The 23,466-nt window shown below is 46.2% G+C and carries 22 protein-coding genes; 13 read left to right on the top strand and 9 right to left on the bottom strand.

The window, feature by feature from the left end; all coding sequences use genetic code 11:
• Positions 1–7: 7 nt before the first annotated feature.
• The 6 genes from DR864_RS26230 to ffh all read right to left on the bottom strand — a co-directional run bounded on the left by DR864_RS26230 (position 8) and on the right by ffh (position 7,591).
• Positions 8–3,112, bottom strand: coding sequence for a ligand-binding sensor domain-containing protein (locus DR864_RS26230; RefSeq protein ID WP_114069749.1), 3,105 nt, complete (start codon positions 3,110–3,112; stop codon positions 8–10).
• A 68-nt stretch (positions 3,113–3,180) separates the two neighbouring features.
• The gene (locus tag DR864_RS26225) at positions 3,181–4,158 is read right to left on the bottom strand and encodes a glycoside hydrolase family 43 protein (protein WP_114069748.1); all 978 of its coding nucleotides are present in this window, start codon (positions 4,156–4,158) and stop codon (positions 3,181–3,183) included.
• Positions 4,159–4,199: 41 nt separating this feature from the next.
• On the bottom strand, positions 4,200–5,108 hold the full coding sequence (locus DR864_RS26220; protein ID WP_114069747.1) for a S66 peptidase family protein: 909 nt from the start codon (positions 5,106–5,108) through the stop codon (positions 4,200–4,202).
• Positions 5,109–5,198: 90 nt separating this feature from the next.
• On the bottom strand, positions 5,199–5,726 hold the full coding sequence (locus DR864_RS26215) for an NADH-quinone oxidoreductase subunit J family protein (RefSeq protein ID WP_114069746.1): 528 nt from the start codon (positions 5,724–5,726) through the stop codon (positions 5,199–5,201).
• A 20-nt stretch (positions 5,727–5,746) separates the two neighbouring features.
• Positions 5,747–6,073 (bottom strand): hypothetical protein, encoded by a 327-nt coding sequence (locus DR864_RS26210; protein ID WP_310587547.1) that lies wholly within the window; start codon positions 6,071–6,073, stop codon positions 5,747–5,749.
• 204 nt (positions 6,074–6,277) lie between these two features.
• A complete protein-coding gene (gene ffh / locus DR864_RS26205; protein WP_114069745.1) occupies positions 6,278–7,591 on the bottom strand; it encodes a signal recognition particle protein in 1,314 nt (437 codons plus the stop codon).
• 146 nt (positions 7,592–7,737) lie between these two features.
• Between ffh and DR864_RS26200 the strand changes: the two genes are divergently transcribed.
• The 13 genes from DR864_RS26200 to DR864_RS26140 all read left to right on the top strand — a co-directional run bounded on the left by DR864_RS26200 (position 7,738) and on the right by DR864_RS26140 (position 18,787).
• Complete coding sequence (locus tag DR864_RS26200; RefSeq protein WP_114069744.1) at positions 7,738–9,909, top strand: T9SS type A sorting domain-containing protein; 2,172 nt, start codon at positions 7,738–7,740, stop codon at positions 9,907–9,909.
• Between the two features lie 147 nt (positions 9,910–10,056).
• Positions 10,057–10,425 carry an NADH-quinone oxidoreductase subunit A gene (locus DR864_RS26195; protein WP_114069743.1) on the top strand — a complete coding sequence of 123 codons (369 nt, stop codon included), beginning with the start codon at positions 10,057–10,059 and terminating at the stop codon, positions 10,423–10,425.
• An 86-nt stretch (positions 10,426–10,511) separates the two neighbouring features.
• Positions 10,512–11,057: an NADH-quinone oxidoreductase subunit B gene (locus DR864_RS26190; RefSeq protein WP_114069742.1), complete on the top strand. Its 546-nt coding sequence runs from the start codon at positions 10,512–10,514 to the stop codon at positions 11,055–11,057.
• 58 nt (positions 11,058–11,115) lie between these two features.
• Positions 11,116–11,616, top strand: coding sequence for an NADH-quinone oxidoreductase subunit C (locus DR864_RS26185; protein ID WP_114069741.1), 501 nt, complete (start codon positions 11,116–11,118; stop codon positions 11,614–11,616).
• Between the two features lie 74 nt (positions 11,617–11,690).
• Positions 11,691–12,923, top strand: a complete 1,233-nt coding sequence (gene nuoD, locus DR864_RS26180) for an NADH dehydrogenase (quinone) subunit D (RefSeq protein WP_114069740.1) — start codon at positions 11,691–11,693, stop codon at positions 12,921–12,923.
• Between the two features lie 12 nt (positions 12,924–12,935).
• Complete coding sequence (locus DR864_RS26175) at positions 12,936–13,436, top strand: NADH-quinone oxidoreductase subunit NuoE family protein (RefSeq protein ID WP_114069739.1); 501 nt, start codon at positions 12,936–12,938, stop codon at positions 13,434–13,436.
• A gap of 21 nt (positions 13,437–13,457) precedes the next feature.
• The gene (gene nuoF, locus DR864_RS26170) at positions 13,458–14,798 is read left to right on the top strand and encodes an NADH-quinone oxidoreductase subunit NuoF (protein ID WP_114069738.1); all 1,341 of its coding nucleotides are present in this window, start codon (positions 13,458–13,460) and stop codon (positions 14,796–14,798) included.
• A 31-nt stretch (positions 14,799–14,829) separates the two neighbouring features.
• Positions 14,830–15,921, top strand: coding sequence for an NADH-quinone oxidoreductase subunit G (locus tag DR864_RS26165; RefSeq protein ID WP_114069737.1), 1,092 nt, complete (start codon positions 14,830–14,832; stop codon positions 15,919–15,921).
• Positions 15,922–15,981: 60 nt separating this feature from the next.
• Complete coding sequence (nuoH, locus tag DR864_RS26160) at positions 15,982–17,079, top strand: NADH-quinone oxidoreductase subunit NuoH (protein ID WP_114069736.1); 1,098 nt, start codon at positions 15,982–15,984, stop codon at positions 17,077–17,079.
• A gap of 63 nt (positions 17,080–17,142) precedes the next feature.
• Entirely contained in the window at positions 17,143–17,721 is a 579-nt protein-coding gene (locus DR864_RS26155) for a NuoI/complex I 23 kDa subunit family protein (RefSeq protein ID WP_114069735.1), read from the top strand.
• Positions 17,722–17,731: 10 nt separating this feature from the next.
• Positions 17,732–17,998 (top strand): type II toxin-antitoxin system HicA family toxin, encoded by a 267-nt coding sequence (locus DR864_RS26150; RefSeq protein ID WP_114069734.1) that lies wholly within the window; start codon positions 17,732–17,734, stop codon positions 17,996–17,998.
• Complete coding sequence (locus tag DR864_RS26145; protein WP_114069733.1) at positions 17,991–18,206, top strand: type II toxin-antitoxin system HicB family antitoxin; 216 nt, start codon at positions 17,991–17,993, stop codon at positions 18,204–18,206. The genes DR864_RS26150 and DR864_RS26145 overlap by 8 nt, the downstream gene beginning before the upstream one ends.
• A 35-nt stretch (positions 18,207–18,241) precedes the next feature.
• Positions 18,242–18,787 (top strand): NADH-quinone oxidoreductase subunit J family protein, encoded by a 546-nt coding sequence (locus tag DR864_RS26140; protein ID WP_114069732.1) that lies wholly within the window; start codon positions 18,242–18,244, stop codon positions 18,785–18,787.
• Between the two features lie 82 nt (positions 18,788–18,869).
• Here the strand turns inward: DR864_RS26140 and DR864_RS26135 are convergent, their stop codons facing one another.
• The 3 genes from DR864_RS26135 to DR864_RS26125 all read right to left on the bottom strand — a co-directional run bounded on the left by DR864_RS26135 (position 18,870) and on the right by DR864_RS26125 (position 23,452).
• Positions 18,870–19,970 (bottom strand): DNA alkylation repair protein, encoded by a 1,101-nt coding sequence (locus tag DR864_RS26135; RefSeq protein ID WP_114069731.1) that lies wholly within the window; start codon positions 19,968–19,970, stop codon positions 18,870–18,872.
• A gap of 84 nt (positions 19,971–20,054) precedes the next feature.
• The gene (locus DR864_RS26130; protein ID WP_114069730.1) at positions 20,055–22,196 is read right to left on the bottom strand and encodes a 3-hydroxyacyl-CoA dehydrogenase NAD-binding domain-containing protein; all 2,142 of its coding nucleotides are present in this window, start codon (positions 22,194–22,196) and stop codon (positions 20,055–20,057) included.
• A gap of 50 nt (positions 22,197–22,246) precedes the next feature.
• Positions 22,247–23,452, bottom strand: a complete 1,206-nt coding sequence (locus tag DR864_RS26125; RefSeq protein ID WP_114069729.1) for an acetyl-CoA C-acetyltransferase — start codon at positions 23,450–23,452, stop codon at positions 22,247–22,249.
• Positions 23,453–23,466: the final 14 nt, after the last annotated feature.

Here is a 23,466-nt window from a genome sequence, read left to right as displayed (position 1 = left end):
AATCAAACTATTTCCGAAAAAATTTCTGAAGAGCGTCTAAAATATCTTGCGGGTTGGGGAGGGAGAATGCGGGAAATCTGGGATACAGTGGAATTTGAATAAAGACCGCATTTCCTTCCCCAACGATGGGTGTCCACACAATTTGGCCCCGCAAAACTGCCACCCGCGATTCGATATTGCCAATACCCAGCCCTTGTTTCGCTTGGTTGTACGTAAATCCTTTGCCGTCGTCGAAATAGTCAAAATGAATGATATCATCGTCGAGATGAACCCGAATAGTGATTTTTTTGGCTTCGGCGTGCTTAAGGGTGTTATTCATCAACTCCTGCGTGACGCGATACAGGCCCGTTTCAATTTCGGCGGGAAAACGTTCGGGCAAACGCGATGCATCCACTTCTACGCTGACCTCTCCCGACTGTCTGATTTTTTCGGCCAAAGCCTCTACCGCGGCTGCATAGCCGTATTGTTCGAGCATTCGGGGGCTGAGTTCCCGCAGCATCCGTCGAATGTCCACGATAGAATCATTGATGATTTCGAGGGTCTTTTTCTTGATTTCTTGACTTTCGGGATGGTCAGAAAGGTATTTTGTCAGCGACGACGCGTATAATTTCAGCGTTGCTAGGCGGGCCCCCACTTCGTCGTGCAGGTCTTGGGCAATCTGCTTCCGCTCTTGCTCCTGCGCCTCAAGGGCAATTTTTAGGCGTTCTTGCTCCTTTTGTTTCAAGCTAACGAGGCGATTTCGGCCCGCCATAAACGCCACATAACCCACCAGCCCCGTGCAAAAAATGTAGAACCACCACGTTTGCCAAAAAGGAGGATTGATTCGAATGTACAGTATCTTTTCACTATCGCTCCACACACCGTCTCGGTTGGCAGCCGATACCCTGAATACGTATTTACCAGGAGCAAGATTGGCATAACGAACGTAATTTCGATTATTGCTGATGATCCATTTTTTATCCAACCCCTCCAATTTATAACGATAGGTATTTTGCCCATTGCTATAGTAATCAATGGCCGCAAACTCCATCGAAAGGGTGTTTTGATCGTACGACAGCGAAATTACATCGGTTTCGTTAATTTGTTTGGCAAGAGGATACACGCCTTCATTAACTTTAAAATTATATAAATGAACGCTCGGTCTAAAAGAAAGTTTTCGAATTCGTTCGGGGAAAAAACTGTTAAATCCTTTGACACCACCGAAAAAAATCTCCCCTTCTTTACTCATCGCAAAGGCGTTTCCGTTGTATTCATAGCCCTGAATACCGTCGGTTAGGTCAAAATTGCGAAATTGACGCGTTTGAATATCCAACTGCGAAATCCCGTGGTTGGTACTGAGCCACAAATTCCGTTGTTTATCAGACACAACGCCATAAATGTACGAATTTGCAATACCATGACGCTCGTCGTAAAATGCATACCGGCGGTCAAGGGGATTCAGTTCAATCAACCCTTTTTCAGTACCAATCCAAAGTGTTCGGCTCACCGTATCCTCTCGTATTACATTGATATTGAATTGCTTCATTCCTGAATACACCTGTTTCCACTGACGGTTTTGGTATTTAAAACCATACAGTCCCTCAAAATAGGCCGATAGCCAGATGGTAGAATCTTTGGCCTGATAGACCGAAAACACATTCCTATTTTTTAAAATCGGCGATTCAGTAAATGTTTTGGTCTTGGGATCAAAAATCCACGGACCAAGCGGAGTTCCTAAAAACAAACGCCCATCCGACAACTCAAGAATATTGCGGGTATAATTATTTCGGGATGGATTTTGGTCAAACTGGTACAATTGAAATTTTTCGGTTTTAGCGTCAAATTGCATCAGTCCACCATAAGTCCCCAACCACATCTGATTTTGGCGGTCGCGGAGAAACGATTTAATAAAATTGACGGAAGGCAGCGAGGGCGAATTCGATTGAGTCAGATAACGTTTAAGAATGATTCGGCTTTTGGGGTTAAGTACCGCGATACTCCCCTCAGTTCCAATCCACATATTTCCATCGGGAGCTTGGATCATGCATCGCACCGAGAAATTGTCTAATCGCCTAGAATTTGGCAAGTTGGGCGCGTCAGTAATTTTATAAAAAATCGAGGCATTAGGGATAATTTTAAGAAGCCCATCGGGGTCTACATTCGCCCAAATGATGCCACGATTGTCGACATATATTCTGGTAATTTCATAATTATCCAAACTTCTAGGCGTCACATGAGGTAAATAAACCGCCTGTAGCTCTCTCTTTTTGGTATCAAAATTCCAGAATCCGTTGCGCTGCGTGCCAATCCAAAGTTTATGATTGATTCCTTCGGCAATGCTGTACACTGCCCCTAAGTTTCGATTATCGGGCGTTTTATCAAACAACTGAAACTCCCCACAGGCAGTATCGAGTCGAATTATCCCCTGCAACGACCCAAGCCAGACGATATTTTTAGAATCTACGTATAAACAAATGATATTCAGCGGGTAGCCCAGTTTATTCTCCGCATGGTCGCTGAAATAATAATGGTATTTTTTCTCTTTAATGGTATATTTTACTATCCCCTTTGTACCCACCATCCATACATCCCCCGCTGGGGTACGGGTGGTCCAATCGATATAGTCAAAATCTTGGGTAATAAAAACCTTCGGGGCCACAACACGGTGCTTTCCCGTTCTAAATTCATACGCCAAAATACCATCTCCTTCGCGTATGTACCAAAGCTCATCAGCATTAACATAAAACGGAGACGTGCGCCGTTTTATGCCTTTTTGGGATTTATCTATCACCAACCGGAAGCGGTCAGTAGCGCGTTCGTAGCAGTTGAGTCCTTCTTCAGTACCTAACCATACGTTTCCCTGCTTATCTTCCACCAGCCCCGCAATGTTGACTCCATGCAGCGAATGCGGGTCCTTCACGTCGGGTTTATAGACCTTAAAACTGTGTCCATCGTAGCGATTGACCCCATCTTGGGTGCCAAACCACATAAACCCCCGTGAATCTTTGAGCATGTGGTAGGGAGAACCTTGCGACAACCCCTGATTCACCCCAATATGCTCCAAACGGTAGTCTTGCGCCCACCCTTTCAGACCCACGCCGATGGCTACTATGAGGACGATGACTTTGTACAAGGCCGTAGAAAAGTTTAAGTCAACTTCTTCTAATCGAAAGCGTTAGGCAGCAAGTTACAAAAAATATACTATTTACCGAGAATACGTTTTTCCACTCCTTCGTTGGTAATAATGACGGGTTTTATCAAACCGTTCTCATCAAAAAACAGTTGGTCCATACAGGTTACTCGGGCATTTCCATCGGTTTCACCCAACGGACGGCGGTGGTAAACAATGTACCACGCATCGTCTTTTTCGTGATGAATAACCGAATGATGCCCAGCGCCAGTGGCTACTTTGGGGTCTTGCTGCAATATCTTTCCTACACGCTTGAAAGGACCAAAAGGCGAATCGGCGATGGCATAAGCCACGCTGTAATTGGGACCCGTCCAGCCACCTTCCGACCACATAAAGTAGTATTTGCCATTCTTTTTAAACATAAACGGGCCTTCCACGTAGTTTTCGGGCGTAATTTCTTTAAATGTACTTCCGTCTTCAAAAGGAACAAAACCAGTAAAGTCATTTTTCAATTTGGCAATGTTGCAATGCCTCCATCCTCCATAGATGAGGTAATAATTATTCCCGTCTTTGTACACAAATTGATCGATGGGTTGCGCTCCGTTGTAAAATTTATCAATCAGCGGTTTGCCAAGATAATCCGTAAAAGGCCCCGCTGGATGATTGGCCACCGCTACCCCGATACCGCCTTTTTCTTTATCACTTTGAATGTCGTTGGCCCCAAAAAACAGGTAGTATTTCCCGCCTTTTTCAATAATGGAAGGAGCCCACATGGCGCGTTTTGCCCATTTTACCCGGGCCGTATCGAGAATTGTTGAATGCTTGGTCCAGTGAATCAAATCAGGCGAGGAGAATGCATCAAAAAACACCTGCTTGTTGTACGGGGCGGAAAACGTTGGATAAATCCAGTATTCCTTACCAAAAATAATCCCTTCTGGGTCGGCATACCAACCCTTAAAAAGTGGGTTTCCCGAGGTTTCCGCGGTATTTTTTTGGGCGTAGAGTTGAGCGGTGAGCAACAAAAAGGATAGAAACAGTATTTTTTTCATCGAATGGTTGGGTAAAAAATAAAACAGGGTTAAAAGTGAAATCAGTTCACAAAAATCAATCTCGTACTTTCCGACGTGGTTGAAAGTTGGGCTTCCCGCCCCACAATCATCGCTCGGTTGTCAGGCACGTGTCCTACGGGGAAATCAAAGCAAACGGGATAATCATATTCCGCTACAAATTCAGCAATTATCTCATTCGCATTTTTGCCAAATTTGATGGTATCATTGTCTTTCATATCCGTAAATTGCCCGACAATAAGTCCTGCCAATTGGTCTAATTTTCGGGCCCTTTTGAGTTGCACCATCATGCGGTCCAGGTTGTAATAGGTTTCTTCTACATCTTCGATAAAAAGTACCTTGTCTCGGGTGTCTAGTTCTGAGCGCGAGCCAATCAAATGCGCCAATAGGCATAAATTCCCACCGACCACTTGCCCAGTAGCCGTTCCAGTCCGATTGAAAGGATGCGCAACTGCCTCATACTGTAACGGTTCTCCCCAAAGTGCCTTTCGCAGCGTCTCTACGGCATTAGAGGCCCCTTCTTGTCCAAATAGTTTTGGCATGGTTGCGTGTAAACTTTCATACGCTAGGCGATGAAGATGGCAATGCAAGGCCGTAATGTCACTGAATCCTATAATCCATTTGGGATGTTTTTTGAATCTCCGAAAACTCAATCCATCGATGAGTTTGGAACTTCCGTACCCTCCCCGTGCCGAAAAAATAGCTTTGATACTCGGGTCGTCCAACATGCGCTGAAAATCGGCACGACGCTCTTCATCCGTACCCGCAAATTGATGGTAACTTGTCCGTAACGTAGCTCCTTCTACTACATCCAGTTGCCAATCTTGCCGGAGCACTCGCAAGCCTTCAAACAACGCATCGTACGATACCTGACTCGCCAATGCCAATACACCCACACGGTCGCCCGCTCGTAAATAAGGAGGTCGTATCACTTTATAGGAGTTATCAATTATAAAGAAAATTTCGGCAATACATTTAACCTCTACGACTTTGAGTGAGTATAAATCAGAGGTTTGCGTCCCTCATTTCTCACGCTGTGCCGCAATATAGGCCGCCCCCACCAGAGCCATCAACAACAAAAGCCCCGCAACCTCAAAAGCCCATACGTGCGTAGTCATCAGGTGAACTCCAATGGTTCTTAACGTAGATCGTTGCGGCGTAAACTCTGCCAACTGCGGCGAGTGGATAATCATAAAATTGGCATTGAGAATAATCCAAAACAACACACCAAAAATACCCAAAGCCACTAGCCCGCCCCAAAATTGATTCAGGTGAGTAGTAAGCACAAGGTTTTTCTTTTGGTTGCTTTCGCGGTCGGGACGATAAGTGAGCATAATCCCGAAGATAAGCAAAACCAACACGCCACCTACATAAATTAAGATTTGCGTAATGGCCAAAAAATCAGCCCCCGCCAGCACAAACAGCGCCGCAACACCCAACAACGCCAGAAAAAGGCAAAGCGCAGCATACATAACATTGCGGGTAAATAGTATCGTCAATGCCGCACCGATAGACAGCGCCGAAAAACCATAAAATGCAATCTCAGCCATTATGAATTAAAATAAAGTAGCTACTCTTTCCGTCCAAAAGTGTACACAACGCCAAGGTTACTTTTTAAAACGCCAGAATCAAATTTCCGCACCACATAAGGAGCCAGTTCAAACGCAACCCGCACGTTGGGTACCGATTTAAACGGCGCTACGCGTGTGCCAATATTGAGCGAATACCCTTCCACGATATTGTTGGTCTGGTTGGCAAGCACCCCAATGAAATTAAAACGAATCCCCCCCCCAAATACACCTGATAGTTTTCCTTGCGAGAAAGGTTGACCATCGGCAGAATTTCGGTACTTAAACTTCCAAAAAGCGTGTTGGTCTGAAGCCGAACATCCATCCAAACGGGCTTAACAGGATTGGTACTGACAGACAGCAATCCGTTCCAGGGATAATATCCGATGGACTGGGCATTTGCTGTGGCACTTAATCCAAACAATACCAAAAAAATCCCCGACCAACGTCTTTTTTGGTCGGGGAATGATGACTGAAAATATACCTTTATCATAAGAGCAACGGCTACAATCACTTTTTTACTCTATTCTTTGTTACTTCACCTTCAGTTTTCCCATTTTTTCCATCGTGTTCATTTTCTTCATCATCTTCCGCATTTCGTCAAACTGCTTGAGCAGGTTGTTGACTTGCTGAAGTGACGTTCCGCTACCGCCTGCAATGCGTTTTTTGCGACTTCCGTCAATCACATCGGGGTTTTCGCGCTCTTTGGGAGTCATGGAATGAATGATGGCTTCAATGGGCTTGAACGAGTCGTTGTCGATTTCCATGTCTTTCATGGCCGACCCCATCCCCGGAATCATCCCCAACAAATCTTTGACGTTACCCATCTTTTTGATTTGTTGCAATTGCCCTAAAAAGTCATTAAAGTCAAATTTGTTGGCCCGCATCTTAGCGTTGATGCGCTTGGCTTCGTCTTCGTCAAAGGCTTGCTGCGCGCGTTCTACCAACGAAAGCACGTCGCCCATGCCCAAAATCCGACTAGCCATACGATCGGGGTAGAAGCTATCAAGGGCTTCCATTTTTTCGCCCGTCGAAATATATTTGATGGGTTTGTCCACAATCTGCCGAATCGAAAGGGCCGCTCCACCGCGGGCATCACCGTCCAATTTGGTCAGCACCACACCGTCAAAATTCAGGCGCTCATTAAAGGTTTTGGCCGTATTGACCGCGTCTTGGCCCGTCATTGAGTCAACCACAAAGAGGATTTCGCTCGGTTTGATGGAAGATTTGATGTTTTCCACCTCCTGCATCATCACCTCGTCTACGGCCAAACGACCGGCGGTATCGACAATGACAATCTTCTTGCCTGACTTTTTGGCGTGAGCAACCGCATTTTGGGCAATCGAAACGGCATTTTTACTATCTGGTTCCGAATAGACCTCAACGCCAATTTGTTCTCCCAATACCTTCAACTGGTCAATCGCCGCTGGGCGGTAAATATCGCAAGCCGCCAACAGCACCTGGCGCCCCTGACGCTTCAGCATGTAAGCTAGTTTTCCAGAAAAAGTAGTTTTACCTGACCCTTGCAAACCCGCAATCAAAATAACGGCGGGGTCGCCTTTGATATTGATGGCTTCGGCCTGTCCACCCATGAGCGCAGTCAGCTCTTCATGGACAATTTTTACGAACATTTGCCCCGGCTCAACCGCAATCAGGATTTTTTGGTCGAGGGCTTTTTCTCTTATTTTATCCGTAATTTCTTTGGCAACTTTGAAGTTAACGTCGGCATCTACCAATGCTCGGCGCACTTCTTTGGTCGTTGCTGCTACGTTAATATCTGATATTCTATCTTTCCCTTTAAGGGTCCGAATGGCTTTGTTTAATTTATCCTGTAAGCTTTCAAACATAATAACCGATAAGTAAAATGAGGGGACAAATTTAGTGAATCATGCGTTCAAACCATAATATCTTTATTATCGTGTGTGAAAAGTATTGTTATAATCTTAAATTTGCGCGGCAAAAACACCAAAACTCTTAAAGTTACCCTTACATTATGATGCAAAAAAACACTACCTATTGGCGCTGCTTGAATGTGTTATTAGTCATTTTATTAACAGTAGGTACGTTGACAGCTCAGATAAAAATTACGTTCCCAGTAGAACGGGCCGTTTTTCAACGTAACAACGCAAACCAAGCTTCCATCTCCATCGGGGGTTATTATACGCAGGCGGTTGACCGCATTGAAGCCCGTCTTGTTCCAGTTTCGGCGGGTCAAGGTCAAGCCACCGACTGGACTACCATCGAATCCAATCCCAAAGGCGGTGTATTTTTAGGCTCTTTGACTGGCCGGGGCGGTTGGTATACGCTCGAAGTCAGGGCGTTTTTCGGGGGCGTAGAAGTGGGTCGCGATGCCCTCGCTAAGTTGGGCGTCGGCGAGGTATTTTTGATTGCTGGTCAATCAAATGCACAGGGCTTTTTCGGCTTTGGCGCTCCTGCTGTCAACGACGACCGCGTAAATACCATCACTTGGGATAATCAAAACTCCGACCGAACCAACAACCTCACGTTTTCATTCACCCGGCTCACCGCTGAGGGGGTAATTGGTCCGCGCGGCCGCAGTGCGTGGTGCTGGGGACCTTTGGGGGATTTATTAGCCAGAAAATTAAACGTTCCTATCTTGTTTATGAATGCGGGATGGATTGATACCTCTACGCAAAACTGGTTGGATTCGGCCAATGGCAAAACGGTTAAAAACCGAGTAAACGAGGATTTACCAGCGGGAATGCCTTATCTCAACTTAAAAAATGCCCTCCAATATTACGGTTCTATTCTAGGCCTACGGTCGGTATTATGGTTGCAAGGGGAAAATGATGCTGCCGCCAATGTAACGAAAGATGCGTATCAAAGTTCTCTGCAGGGCTTGGTAAACGTGGCCCGTATCGAACAAGGCGAAGTGCTTTCTTCTTTGCCGTGGGTGTTATCCCGCACCTCTCGGTATGCCATCAATACCAGCTCATTTACGTCCCAATCGGTAATAGATGCCCAAACGGCCATCATCAATATTCCTTTTAATAAATCCTACCCAGGTCCGTTCACTGATAATATTCAAGTTCCTAGGCCACTTACTAACCCCATCAATGGCTCCCTTGATTTAGTACACTTTCAAGGACAAGGGTTAACGGACTTAGCCCAAGCATGGGATAACTCCTTACAACCCAGCTTTTTTGCTACTGTGGTTCCAGTGTCGCCCCGCCCCGCCCGACCGCTTACCGTTACGTGCAATGCTGGCAACGTTAGTTTTAATGTCAAAGCGCCCGATGGCTTTGTCTCCTACCGATGGGCAAACGGAGAAACCACCCAAACCATCACAGTACAGGGAGCAGGCACCTATCAGGTAACGATGAAAGACAATGCAGGTAATACTTATCTCACGCCAGCATTGGTCGTAACAGACCCCTCCGTAAGGCTTCCCGATCCAGTGATTACGCCAAGCGGCGAACAAATCATTTGCGCCGACTCTTCGATTGCCTTAACCGTGAATGTTTCATCGGTCAATACCGTCACTTGGAGCAATGGCCTCACTGGCCGAACCATCAACGTAAAAACGCCAGGCACCTACACCGCCCGTCTTAGCAATATATATGGATGCAGTTCACCTACTCTTTCTGCCCCAGTGACTGTTAAAACCATCAGTATTAAAGCCCCAAAGCTCATCCAGTCGGGTCCTTACAGTGTTCAGGCCACGCCAGATAGTACTATATTTTCATTTGCCGACACAAAAGTCTCAAACATTACGTGGGATTGGCGACAAGGAGGTCGAAGCCTTACCGCCACTGAGTCGGCCATTAAAGTAACCCAAACGGGCGAATTTACAACGCGCTCACGGGTGACATTTGTGGCCAATTCCGGTGGAAGTGCCCGTACTTGCCTTTCTCCTTTTTCAGCTGCGGTACTGTACCAACCTACCGGAGAAACCGCTGATGGGCTAGTGGTTTACCCAAACCCAAGTCGTTTGGGCAAAGTCGCGATTGAAACGCTCGAAGATTTAACCGATGTTGAAATCACCGTCACGTCGTTGAGCGGGCAGGTTGTTTACTCTGGCAAATTCCCTGATTTGAAAATTCGCAAAGAAATTGACCTCAGTTATGTCAATGAAGGAGCTTATATTCTTAAATTATCTTCAACGACGCTTAAACAATCTAAAAGAATTATCATTGATAATTGATATTTTTGGGGCTTCTGCGTGTTGCAGAAGCCTTTCTTATTAATTTTACGTCGTCGTTTTAAAACCTGTGTACAAACATTTGGTTTGATTAAACGACAGTTGTAACTTTGGGTTATCTAACCTGCATCAACCAATCACCAAACCGTAATGAATTACTTACCCTCCGATTATCTCCCCATTTTGATTCAACTTGGTCTTGCGCTCGCTTTTATCGTGGGCACGATGCTCGTCACGCATGCCATCGGCCCTAAGCGTAACAGCAAACTGAAAGATGAAGCCTTTGAGTGTGGTATTGAGTCTCAGGGAGACGCCCGCACCCCCATATCCATCAAGTATTTTTTGGTCGCCATTTTATTCGTTTTGTTTGATGTAGAGGTCATTTTTATGTACCCTTGGGCGGTCAATTTTATCAAACTCGGCAGCGATGGCTTTGTCGAAATGATTCTGTTTATGGGACTGCTGTTAGCAGGTTTTTACTACATTATCCGCAAAGGAGTATTGGAGTGGGAAAAGTAAACTAAAACCATCAACAGTCGGAATCAGTTACTGAAATAAGACTTGTTCATTCAGGCCATCGGCTAGTGAAATAACGAAAGAAAAACATGACACAAGATATTAAAATAGTAGAAGCACCCGAAGGCTACGAAGGCTCGGGTTTCTTCGCCACCTCATTTGATAAAGTTGTGGGGTTGGCCCGCAGCCACTCGTTGTGGCCCCTGCCGTTTGCTACATCTTGCTGCGGCATCGAGTTTATGTCTACAATGGCATCTCGTTACGATTTGGCCCGTTTTGGGTCGGAGCGTCCGAGCTTTTCTCCGCGTCAGGCTGATATGCTGCTGGTAGCGGGAACCATCGCAAAAAAAATGGCCCCCATCCTGAAGCAGGTATATCTTCAGATGGCCGAACCTCGTTGGGTAATTGCCATCGGTGCCTGTGCATCTAGCGGCGGGATTTTTGATACCTACAGTGTATTGCAGGGGATTGACCGGGTTATTCCAGTTGATGTGTACGTTCCCGGCTGCCCGCCCCGCCCCGAACAAATTTTGGAAGGAATTATGCAGGTACGCGAGCTAACCCATAATGAGTCGCTTCGCCGTCGCAACGGGCCTGAATACCAAGCGTTGTTGGCCTCTTATAACATTCAGTAAAAAGTTAAACGTTATTCATTAACCATCTTAGGGTTAAGAATTAACATCTCAAGTAACTATGCTTACAAACCAATCTGTAGCCGAAGAAATCATCAGGAAATTTGGAGACGACGTGTTCGATTTTGAAGAGCCGTTTGGAATGCTTACTTTCAGTACAACGAGGGAACAAATTATCCCAATGTTGGAGTACTTAAAGGCGCACCCCCAATTTCAGGTAAATTTTCTCACCGACATAATGGCTATCCATTATCCTGACAAGGTTGGTCAGGAATTTTGTGTAGTTTACCATACGCATAGTTTCATTCACAACTTCCGAATCCGCATCAAAGTTTTTCTGGCGGAGGCCGATGTTCATATTCCAACGGCAACGGGCTTGTTTGCCTCTGCCAACTGGATGGAACGCGAAACGTATGATTTTTTCGGAATTTTGTTTGATGGGCACCCCAATCTAAAGCGCATTCTGAACATGGACGAAATGGATTATTTCCCAATGCGCAAAGAATATCCCCTCGAAGATCCAACGCGTGAAGATAAAATTGATGCTTTGTTTGGAAGATAACCTTTAAGACGTTTGACATTGAACATCGACGCTGCTCATCAACGTTTATTGTTCAACATCCTAAGTCCAAAAAAATGACAGAAACTGCAGTTGCCCCCAAAGATACCGCCGACCTCGCTCAAGGCGAAAAGGTACAATACGTCAACGAACTTACTACCCTTAACCTAGGCCCCACCCACCCAGCCACGCACGGTATTTTTCAGAACGTGCTGACCATGGATGGCGAAAAAATTGTGGCGGGTGAGCAAACCGTCGGGTACATCCACCGTGCATTTGAAAAAATAGCCGAGCGCCGACCGTTTTATCAGATTACCACCCTCACCGACCGCATGAATTATTGCTCCTCCCCCATCAACAACATGGGATGGCACATGACGGTCGAAAAACTCCTTAGTATTGAAGTACCCAAACGCGCCCAGTACATCCGGGTTATTATGATGGAATTGGCCCGTATCGCCGACCACATCGTTTGTAACGGTATTTTGGGCGTAGATACGGGGGCATTTACGGGCTTTCTGTACTTGTACGAAAAACGCGAAGATATTTATGAGATATACGAAGAAGTATGCGGTGCCCGCCTGACGACCAACATGGGGCGTGTGGGTGGTATGGAGCGCGATTTGAGCACTACTGCCATTCGTAAAATCAACGACTTCCTCAAAACATTTCCACCAGTTCTTAAAGAGTTTGAAAGGCTCTTTAACCGTAACCGTATTTTTATGGACCGTACCATCGGCGTGGGCGGAATTTCGGCCGAGCGAGCGATGAGCTACGGGTTTACGGGGCCCAACTTGCGGGCGGCGGGCGTGGATTATGACGTACGGGTAATGAGCCCTTATTCATCTTATGAAGATTTTGAATTTGATATTCCCGTAGGACAACACGGCGATACGTACGACCGATACATGGTTCGCAACGAAGAAATGTGGCAAAGTCTCCGCATTATTGAGCAAGCCATGAAAAACCTTCCCGAAGGGCCTTATTACGCCGACGCTCCTGAGTTCTATCTACCTCCCAAGAAGGAAGTATACCGCAGTATGGAAGCCCTCATCTATCACTTTAAAATCGTGATGGGCGAAATCGAAGCACCAGTCGGTGAAGTTTATCACGCCGTAGAAGGCGGCAACGGAGAGTTAGGTTTCTACCTCCTCAGCGACGGCGGCCGTACGCCTTACCGTTTGCATTTCCGTCGTCCATGCTTTATTTATTATCAGGCTTACCCTGAAATGTGTGTTGGCAGTACCATCTCCGACGCCATTGTCACCATGAGTAGTTTAAACGTGATTGCAGGAGAGCTGGATGCTTAATTGACTTAGAAAATGACCGATACCACCACCCCCATCACTTTTACCCCTGAGCGGCTTGCCAAAGCGCAGGAAATCATCGCTCGTTACCCTGCTGGTAAACAAAAATCCGCCCTTCTACCGTTGCTGCACCTTGCACAGGAACAATACGGTTGGGTTAGTTCTGACGTAATGGATTATGTTGCTGGTTTGCTTTCCATTTTACCGATTGAAGTATACGAAGTAGCTTCGTTCTATACAATGTTTCACCTTGACCCAGTTGGCAAACACGTGATAGAATATTGCCGTACAGGTCCTTGCTGCCTGATGGGCGGAGAAGATGTATATGGACACTTAAAGCAAAAGTTGGGCATTGAGACTGGTGAAACCACTCCCGACGGCAAGTTTACGCTCAAAGAAGTGGAGTGTCTGGCCGCGTGCGGTTGGGGGCCTGTTTTTCAGATTCGTGAAAAATATTACATGAATTTGACCAACGAAAAAGTGGATGAAATAATTGAAGAATTGAGTAAAGACTAACAGATTTTCTGAATCCTAATCATGGCAGTTAAAATTCTCACCGAACATATCAACGTCCCCGGTATCAACACCTTCGATGTCTATCGCAAAATGGGTGGTTATACCGCCGTTGAAAAGGCATTGAAAAAAATGACTCCCGAAGAAATTGTGGAGGAAGTCAAAAAATCGGGCGTACGCGGTCGCGGTGGCGCAGGATTCCCGATGGGGATGAAATGGAGCTTTTTGGCCAAACCCGAAGGTGTACCTCGCTACTTAGTCTGCAACGCCGACGAGTCGGAACCTGGAACGTTCAAAGACCATTATTTGATGCGCGAAATTCCCCACCTTTTGATTGAGGGAATGATCGTATCCAGCTTTGCTCTTGGGGCCAACAAGTCATTTATTTACGTGCGTGGCGAATTGATGTACGTAATTCAAATTCTCGAAAAAGCCATTGCTGAAGCAAAAGCAGCGGGCTTTTTAGGAAAAAACATACTAGGTTCGGGCTATGACCTTGAGTTGGTCGTGCAGCCTGGCGGCGGTGCCTACATCTGCGGCGAAGAAACTGCATTGTTGGAATCGCTGGAAGGCAAACGCGGGAATCCCCGCAATAAACCGCCGTTCCCAGCCGTAAAAGGACTTTATCAATCCCCCACTGTTGTTAACAACGTAGAATCCATTGCCAATACCCCTTGGATTGTCAACAATGGAGGTGAAGCTTACGCCTCTCTGGGAATTGGACGCAGTACAGGAACCAAACTTATCTCGGCCTCTGGCCACATCAATAAACCCGGTGTATACGAAATTCCGCTGGGAATTACGGTTGAAGATTTTATTTATGCCGACGAATGGTGCGGCGGAATTCGCCCAGGTCACCACTTAAAAGCGGTGATTGCGGGTGGTTCATCGGTGCCCATTTTACCCGCTAATCTTATTCTGAATCTTGCCAATGGCGATAAACGCCTGATGACCTATGAATCGTTGTCAGACGGCGGTTTTGCAACTGGTACCATGCTTGGTTCTGGGGGCTTTATTGCCATGGATGAAACCTCCTGCGTGGTTCGAAATACATGGACTTTTGCCCGTTTTTATCACCACGAATCCTGCGGACAATGCTCGCCTTGCCGCGAAGGAACGGGTTGGATGGACAAAGTGCTTGAGCGTATCGAACACGGTAAAGGAAACATGCACGACATTGATTTGTTAGTGGATGTGGCTAAAAAGATTGAAGGAAACACTATTTGTCCCCTTGGAGATGCCGCTGCATGGCCCGTTGCCTCCGCCATTCGTCACTTCCGTGATGAGTTTGAGTGGCACGTAAAGCATCCCCACGAAGCCACTCAGCCCGGAGCCGTTTATCGCGGAGCCATGGAATTAGTGTAACATTGACTCAAAAAGGAAGTTGACTAAAAATATGGAAAATACCGCACCCCAGTTGTTCAAAATTACATTCGACGGTATCGAAATCGAAGTGCCGCCAGGAACAACTATTATGCAGGCTGCTCGTCAGTTAGGGCCGCAGTACGCCCCCCCTGCCATGTGCTATTATGAGCCGCTTAAAGGAACAGGAGGCAAGTGCCGGGCTTGCTTGGTGAAAGTAACCGCAGGGTCAGCGAAAGACCCTCGCCCCATGCCTAAATTGGTACCTTCGTGTATCACCACCGTTCAGGATGGCATGGTAGTCGAAAACACAACCAACGAATCGGTGCTAGAAACACGTCGCGGAATCGTTGAATTTTTGTTGATTAACCACCCACTCGACTGTCCAGTTTGCGATCAGGCGGGCGAATGTCATTTACAGGATTTTGCTTTTGAGCACGGTCGCGTTACAACCCGATACGAAGAAGAACGCCGTACGTTTGAAAAACAGGACATCGGCCCTTATGTGCAGTTGCACATGACCCGCTGTATTCTGTGTTATCGTTGCGTATTTACGGCCGACCAGATTACCAACAAACGGGTGCATGGCGTATTGAATCGCGGCGACCACGCCGAAATCAGTACGTATATCGAGAAAGCCATCGACAACGATTTTTCAGGCAACGTGATTGACGTATGCCCTGTGGGCGCTTTGACCGATAAAACCTACCGTTTCAAAAGCCGCGTGTGGTTCAGCAAACCCGTTGAAGCGCATTGCGACTGCGAAAAATGCAGCGGAAATGTAACCCTTTGGTACCGAGGCGACGAAGTAATTCGGGTAACGGCCCGTAAAAATGAATGGGGTGAAGTAAAAGAATTCATCTGCAACACCTGTCGTTTTGAACGTAAGAAAACCAGCGATTGGACGATTGAAGGCCCCACCAAAATCTCGCGTCACTCGGTCATTATGGCCAATAAATACCGCGCAGATCTCAAAAAACCAGCGTTTGGTTTGAAAGTAGCCGAGGCCCAATACAAACAAATCGACGATTCTCGTCCGTATATTACTGATGGAACCACGATTCGAGAATTGAGTAAAGAAAATAACGCGAAAGCAAATCAGCGTTCACTCGCCGAGAATAATTAATTTTGAATTGACATTACGAGTTAGAAGAAAAGTGATTCTAACCTCCAACGTCCACTAACTATGACTATAGACGTCGCTCTTATCATTAAGGCAATTATTATATTGCTCATTTTTGGGATTACGCTTTTGATAGCGATGTACTCAACCTACGGGGAACGTAAGGTGGCGGCTTTCATGCAAGACCGTATCGGTCCCAACCGCGCGGGGCCGTTTGGGTTATTGCAACCGCTTGCCGATGCCGTTAAAATGTTTTTCAAGGAAGACTTCATCCCTTCACAAGCCAGCAAGTGGCTTTTTATTTTAGGCCCGTGTCTTTCGATGTTGACCGCTCTGATGACGAGCGCCGTTATTCCGTTTGGCGACAGCGTAAAATATGAGTCAGCACCCGGCAAAGTTTGGGACATTCCCGTGCAGGCAATTGACGTCAATATCGGTATCCTGTACGTTTTTGGCGTGGTTTCACTGGGTGTGTACGGAATTATGGTGGGCGGTTGGGCTTCCAACAATAAGTTTTCGTTGTTAGGGGCCATTCGTGCCGCATCCCAAAACATCAGCTACGAAATCTCGATGGGTTTGGCCATTATCGCCATTTTGATGATGACGGGTTCTCTTTCGATTCGCCACATTGTGGAGCAGCAGCACGGCGGCAATTGGAATATTTTCTACCAACCACTCGGCTTTATTATTTTTATCACTTGCGCTTTTGCGGAGTGTAACCGTACTCCTTTTGACTTACCAGAGTGCGAAACCGAGCTGATTGGTGGCTATCACACCGAGTACAGTTCGATGAAATTAGGCTTTTATCTTTTTGCCGAATACATCAACATGTTCGTTTCTTCGGCCATGATTTCCAGTCTTTACTTTGGTGGTTACAACTACCCCGGGATGGATTGGGTTCAGGCACAATTAACGAGCTCTTTGGGTGAAATAGCCGGACACAACGTGGGCACGCTCATCGGGACTTTGGTATTTTTTGCAAAATCATTGTTCTTCGTATTCTTTTACATGTGGGTACGCTGGACATTGCCACGTTTCCGTTATGACCAATTGATGAATTTGGGCTGGAAAGCACTTATTCCGCTGGCCATGATCAATATTGTTCTGACGGGAGGAGCTATTCTATTCCTGAAGCCGTTGATAATAAGTTTCTTAAAATAAATTTGGAAGATTTGACATTGGCATTCCAACGCCAAGGAGTCCAACGTCTTAAATCATAAAAATATGCAATTAACAAATCGTTCGAAGCAAGTCAGCAATAAGCAAATGACCTTTGCTGAGCGGATTTATCTGCCCGCTATCGCTACTGGTCTGGGGATTACGATAAAGCACTTTTTTCAGAAGAAAGTAACCATTCAATACCCAGAAGTGAAGCAGTTTCTCGGCCCAGTATTCCGTGGGCGTCACGTATTAAAGCGTGACGAACAAGGACGCGAACGTTGCACCGCCTGTGGATTGTGCGCCGTAGCCTGCCCTGCTGAAGCCATTTCGATGGTAGCCGCTGAGCGCGAAAAGGGAGAAGAAAAACTCTATCGTGAAGAAAAATACGCCGCTGTGTATGAAATCAACATGCTACGCTGTATTTTCTGCGGTTTGTGCGAAGAAGCCTGTCCTAAGCAAGCGATTTACCTACGCCACGATGAATTTGTACCCGTATTTACCGAGCGTGACCAGGTGATTTGGGGCAAAGATTTATTGGCCGAAAACATGAACAACCGCTATCTGCGCAAAGCATGGACCAAAGAAGAAGCACGGGAGCAAGATTTGAAAGGTGTAGAGGCTGAACCAAGAACCCAAATGTAATTTTTAAAGATTGGGAAAATTTGAAAATTTATTGGACAAAATCCTTCGTGGATTAGCTGACAATAATATTGATTTCCAAGAGCTTTGTCGACTGTTAGTGCGCTTTGGCTTCGATGAACGCATAAAAGGGAGCCACCATATATTTTCAAAAGAAGGTGTTGAAGAAATTATTAATTTGCAATCTGCTTCGGCTGGAAAAGCAAAAGGCTACCAAGTCAAGCAGGTAAGAAGTATAATTTTAAAATACCGATTGTTAAGCCCAAAAGAAAATGAATAACCCCAAATACGAGATTATCATTTATTGGAGCCAAAATGACGAAGCTTTTATTGCTGAAGTCCCCGAGCTTCCGGGCTGTATAGCTGACGGGCAAACCTACAAAGAAGCATTAGAAAACGCTGAAATAATCATTAGTGAATGGCTCGAAACAGCCATTGAGCTGGGACGTAACATTCCCGAACCTAAAGGTAAATTAATATACGCTTAACACAAATTGGTTGATAAACCGATACTGAATTAATTATGGATTTTTCCGGCTTTTTAAATAATCTTACGCCTGCAACAGGCTTTTTTTACTTCCTGTCATTTTTGACAATACTGACGGGTTTGATGGTGGTTTTATCCAAAAATCCCATCCATAGCGTGTTGTATCTGATTGCAACATTCTTTTGTTTATCAGGACATTATGTACTTTTGAACGCCCAATTTCTGGCAGCGGTCAATATTATCGTTTACGCAGGTGCCATCATGGTATTGTTCCTGTTCGTCATCATGTTCCTGAACCTCAAACAGGAAGACGAAGAATCAAAAACCAACTTGACCAAAATTGCCGCGATGGTAACGGGCGGGACCCTGTTTTTGATTTTTGTAGCCGTTTTTCGCAAAACACAATTCGGTGCTTTCAATGCGTATAGCTTCGACTCGCAAGTGGGGATGGTGGAAAGCCTCGGTGAGGTTTTATACAAAGATTATTTACTTCCTTTTGAATTGGCCTCTATTTTATTTTTAGTTGCCATGATTGGCGCCGTGATGCTAGGGCGTCGCGAAGCAGGTGACCGCCACTTCTAGGAATCGAATTGATTCAAATCAAACTCCCCCAAAGAGCTTCTTCGGGGGAGTTTGATTTTTAGACCTATCCACAAAATGACGTTTATGCCGTCAATTCAAAAACGGTAATTTCCTTTTCTTCCCCGTTGATAATAATCGAAACCTGGTGGATTCCGGGGTAAAATTTTCGGGTAGTAATGGGCACAAATTTTTGTTTTCTTCTAATGGTCGCCCGTTCGGCGGGTGCGTATTCTCGCTCACTTATTTTAAATACTTTTTTCGACAGTTGGCCATTTTGCTTTTGGTAATAAATCGCATATTCCAAGCGCACCGTGTGATGACTTTCATTTTGGTTGATAATCGAAAACGTAAATTCCAAACTATCCCCAATGGCGATTTTAGGGGCTAAAATCGAAAAGTTTTCTACATGAACCTGCTCACTCACCAAGTTATACAGGGCCAATACGTCGCGGTGGCCTTGTTTTAGCAATGTACGACAAGCGTGTTTGATAATGGCATCCGTTTCTTTCGTTTTGCCTTTCCATGCATTGGCCACCTTCAGTACCAAATCGGGGTGGTCTTTTGAAATATCGTTCAAATGATTGGCCACACTGCGGCGCACCCATTCAGAAGGGTCATTTTTTAGATGTTCAAGCAAAAGTATGCATGGAGTAGGGTCTTTTTTTAGTGCAGGAATCGCCATCGCCCAAGGCAAACGTGGGCGGCTGCCTTCACTGGCCAACCGCCGTACTTTATGACTTTTGTGCAATGCCCACTGGTGCATTTGATTCATCATTTTGTCGCCATACCTCAACAAAAACGGCCTGACGGCAAACTCACAACTGACAAATTGGGTCACAAATTCAATCGCTTTTACCGAATTTTCGTAGTCTTCCAATCCATAGGTTTCGATGTAATCTGGGAAAAAGATGTACGCCAAGCTATCTTCTTTTTCTTTATTTTGACGAATTTGAGTGATAATCTTTTCAATCAACACAGCAGCCTCCCTAAATTCTGTCGGCAGAAAATGATGCAGTACCCGTGTGGTATGCCTCATGCGGTCTTTTAGCTCTTTTTGCGCAAATTCCGCATCGAAAATCAGCTCAAGAAAGCGCTGCTTGTCAAAATCGGGAATGGTTTTGGCCAGCGTTTCCGCAAATGTGTTATAAAAATCAGGAGAGTAAATGTCTTTTAATGCACTCATGGCTGTTGGTTTATCTTTACACGAAAACAGTTTATTTGATTGCAAAAATAAACCCTCCTGATGACAACCCTATGGCAGTAGGTTTTAAGCAATTGCCGCCCTCTCCCGCAGTTTTTGAGTGGGACGGAAACGTTCACCGTACGTATCGGCTAAGCGGTCGAGGGTACATACGAAGGTTTTAATGCCTACAAAATCTACAAAAGAGAGCGTACCGCCCGTATAAGGTGGAAAACCCCACGCTAAAATGGAGCCTAAATCAGCATCTAATTTGGTACGAATGACCCCTTCTTCATAACAACGAACGGTTTCAAGCGCCTGACGATACAACAAACGCGTTTTGACTTCTTCCAACGAAGGTTGTTGCGACGCCACGGGAAACAAGTCCGCAAGCCCAGACCAAAGCTGTTTTGGGGCGCCTTCTGGGTATTCATAAAAACCCGCCTTGGCTTTTTTACCCAAACGTCCCATCTCTGTAAATTGCTTACCGATTTGGTAGCTCGTATCTGTATCGGCCAATACCCCGTCTTTCACCGCTTGTCCCGAGATTTTATACACTAAATCCAACGCCACCTCATCCGTCACGGCCAAGGGGCCCACGGGCATTCCTGCCAACTTACCCGCATTTTCAATCAATACAGGGTTCACCCCGTCTTTGAGTAATTCCATGCCTTCCGACGTATAGGTTCCAAAACACCGCGAAGTATAAAATCCTCGTGAGTCGTTGACCACAATGGGCGTTTTTCTGATTTTGCGGGTAAAATCCACCGCCACGGCCAAGGCATAATCGGAGGTTTCTTTCCCAACAATCAACTCTACCAACATCATTTTATCAACGGGTGAGAAAAAATGAATTCCTACAAAATTTTTAGGATTTGCCGAGGCTTTAGCCAAGCCTGAAATGGGCAAAGTAGAAGTATTAGAACCAAAAACACCGCCTTGTGCCAACATCGGTTCGGCTTCTTTGGTGACGGTGGCTTTTAAGTCTCGATTTTCAAAAACGGCCTCAATAATCAACTCACTACCTTGCAAATCAGCCACATTGGCTGTAGGTTTGATGAGGTTCAGGATTCCTTCGGCCTTGAGGCTATCCATTTTCCCGCGTTCAATGGCTTTTTTCAGCAACGCCCGCGAATAGTCTTTGCCTTTTTCGGCCGCTTCGAGGCTTACATCTTTCAGCACGACTTCAATGCCCGCCACCGCACTTACGTAGGCGATGCCCGCGCCCATCATTCCCGCTCCCAAAATACCAAGTTTCTTAACATCCGTCTTTGGAATTTCCTTCGGACGACTGGCTCCTTTATTGGCTTCGTTCAGGCCCAGAAACATGGTCCGAATCAAATTCCCTGCTACTTTGGAGGTGGCTACCTGCACAAAATGCCGCGATTCAATCACAATTCCACGGTCTATATTGACCAATAATCCTTCGTACACGCACGACATAATGTGCTGCGTTGACGGGTAATTGCCCTTGGATTTGTCCATCATCATGGCCGTACCCACTGTGAAGGTTTGCATTCCTACGGGGCTTAAAACCGCGCCATTGGGTACTTTATAATTGTCTTTTGCCTGAATTTTACCCGTTTTCTTGTTAACTTCATCCCATGGTTTTACGGGTTTAGGGTTTGATATAATCCAAGCCTCTGCTTTTTCGAGCATTTCTTCGCGAGTTCTAGCAATCGCATCAACGATACCCAACCCCAATGCTTCTTTGGGCGTCAGCTCTTTGCCTTCCAACATCAACGGCAGCGCCGCCTGCATCCCGATCATACGCGGCAACCGCTGCGTACCGCCACCACCCGGCAATAGCCCTACTTTCACTTCAGGCAAGCCTAGTTTGGTTTTGGGATTATCCAACGCCACCCGATAATGGCACGCCAGACAGATTTCCAGTCCTCCACCCAAAGCGGTACCATTGATGGCCGCCACCACGGGTTTGCCATTGGTTTCGATTTTGCGAAAAAGTTGATTAAGCTCTACCGATATTTTCAGGATTTCGGCAGGATTTTCGTTCTGATTCCGTAAAATCATTTTCAAATCCGCTCCTGCCACAAATTCGGGCTTGTCGGAAGTGATAATAATGCCCCGAACGTCGGCATCACCGTACGCTTTTTCCAACGCCGCCCCAAAGGCAGGCACCGATTCGTCGTTCAAGACGTTCATGGGCAAGCTGGTCATGTTCCAGCTCAGGATTGCTATGTTGTTACTGATTGTGTAGTTGATGGTCATAATGTTGTAAATTAACCTCGTTTTGAGGATAAGGGGGTCAAGGGATGAGGTTACACCATTTCAAAAATCGTCGCAATTCCCATTCCTCCGCCAATACACAGCGTTGAAAGGCCGAATTGCTTGCCCGAACGTTCCAGTTCGTCAATGAGTGTAGCCGAAATAATCGCGCCTGTCGCGCCCAGCGGGTGACCCAAGGCAATAGCGCCCCCGTTAACGTTGACTTTATCATGGTCAACGCCCAATTGTTCCATAAAAAAGAGTGGAATGGCGGCAAAAGCTTCGTTTACTTCAAACAAATCAATATCAGAAATGCTCATTCCTGCTTTTTTAAGCACTTTTTGGGTTGCAGGTACGGGGCCCGTGAGCATGATAGTAGGCTCCGAGCCGATGATGGCAAATGCCTTGATTTTTGCGCGAGGTTTTAGACCTAATTTTTCACCGATTTCTTTAGAGCCTATCAACAAACCCGCCGCTCCGTCGACGATTTGGGAAGAATTACCAGCATGGTGAACGTGGTTGATTTTATCAACTTCGGCGTATTTCATCAGTGCCAAAGCATCTAAACCCATGCTGCCCATCATTTCAAAAGCGGGCTTTAGGTTTCCGAGCGATTCTACGGTTGTTCCCGGACGCACGCCTTCGTCGCGGTCGAGCAGGGTAATGCCGAGTTCATCTTTATAAGGAACCAATGATTTCGCAAAGCGATTTTCTTTTTGTGCATCCGTCGCTCTGCGGTACGATTCGGCCGCAAACCTGTCTAGATCCGTACGTGAGTAACCATATTTAGTGGCGATTAAATCGGCCGAAATACCTTGCGGAACAATATTATGGCGCGCTACAATCTGAGGATTCATAAATAAAGCACCCCCGTCGGTGCCCATCGGTACGCGGCTCATGGACTCCACGCCGCCCGCCACAATCATATCTACCTGACCCGACATCACGTAAGCAGCGGCTTGGTTAATGGCCTCTAATCCCGACGAGCAAAAGCGATTCAGCTGCACGCCCGCCACACTTTCGGCGTAGCCTGCTTCAATGACGGCCGTACGGGCTATGTCGGCCCCTTGTTCGCCCACGGGCGTTACACAGCCCATAATCACATCATCTACATAACTGGTATCCAATTGATTACGCTGCTGTATTTCTTTCAAAACGGAAGTGAGCAATTGAATCGGTTGCACTTCGTGCAGCGACCCGTCCGACTTGCCGCGTCCGCGCGGGGTTCTGACGGCGTCATAAATAAATGCTTCGGCCATGGGGGTTTCAGTCG

Source organism: Runella rosea (assembly GCF_003325355.1).
Classification (GTDB): Bacteria; Bacteroidota; Bacteroidia; order Cytophagales; family Spirosomataceae; genus Runella; species Runella rosea.
Note: the sequence above shows the minus strand (reverse complement) of the source record. Positions and strands in the feature narration are given on the sequence as shown.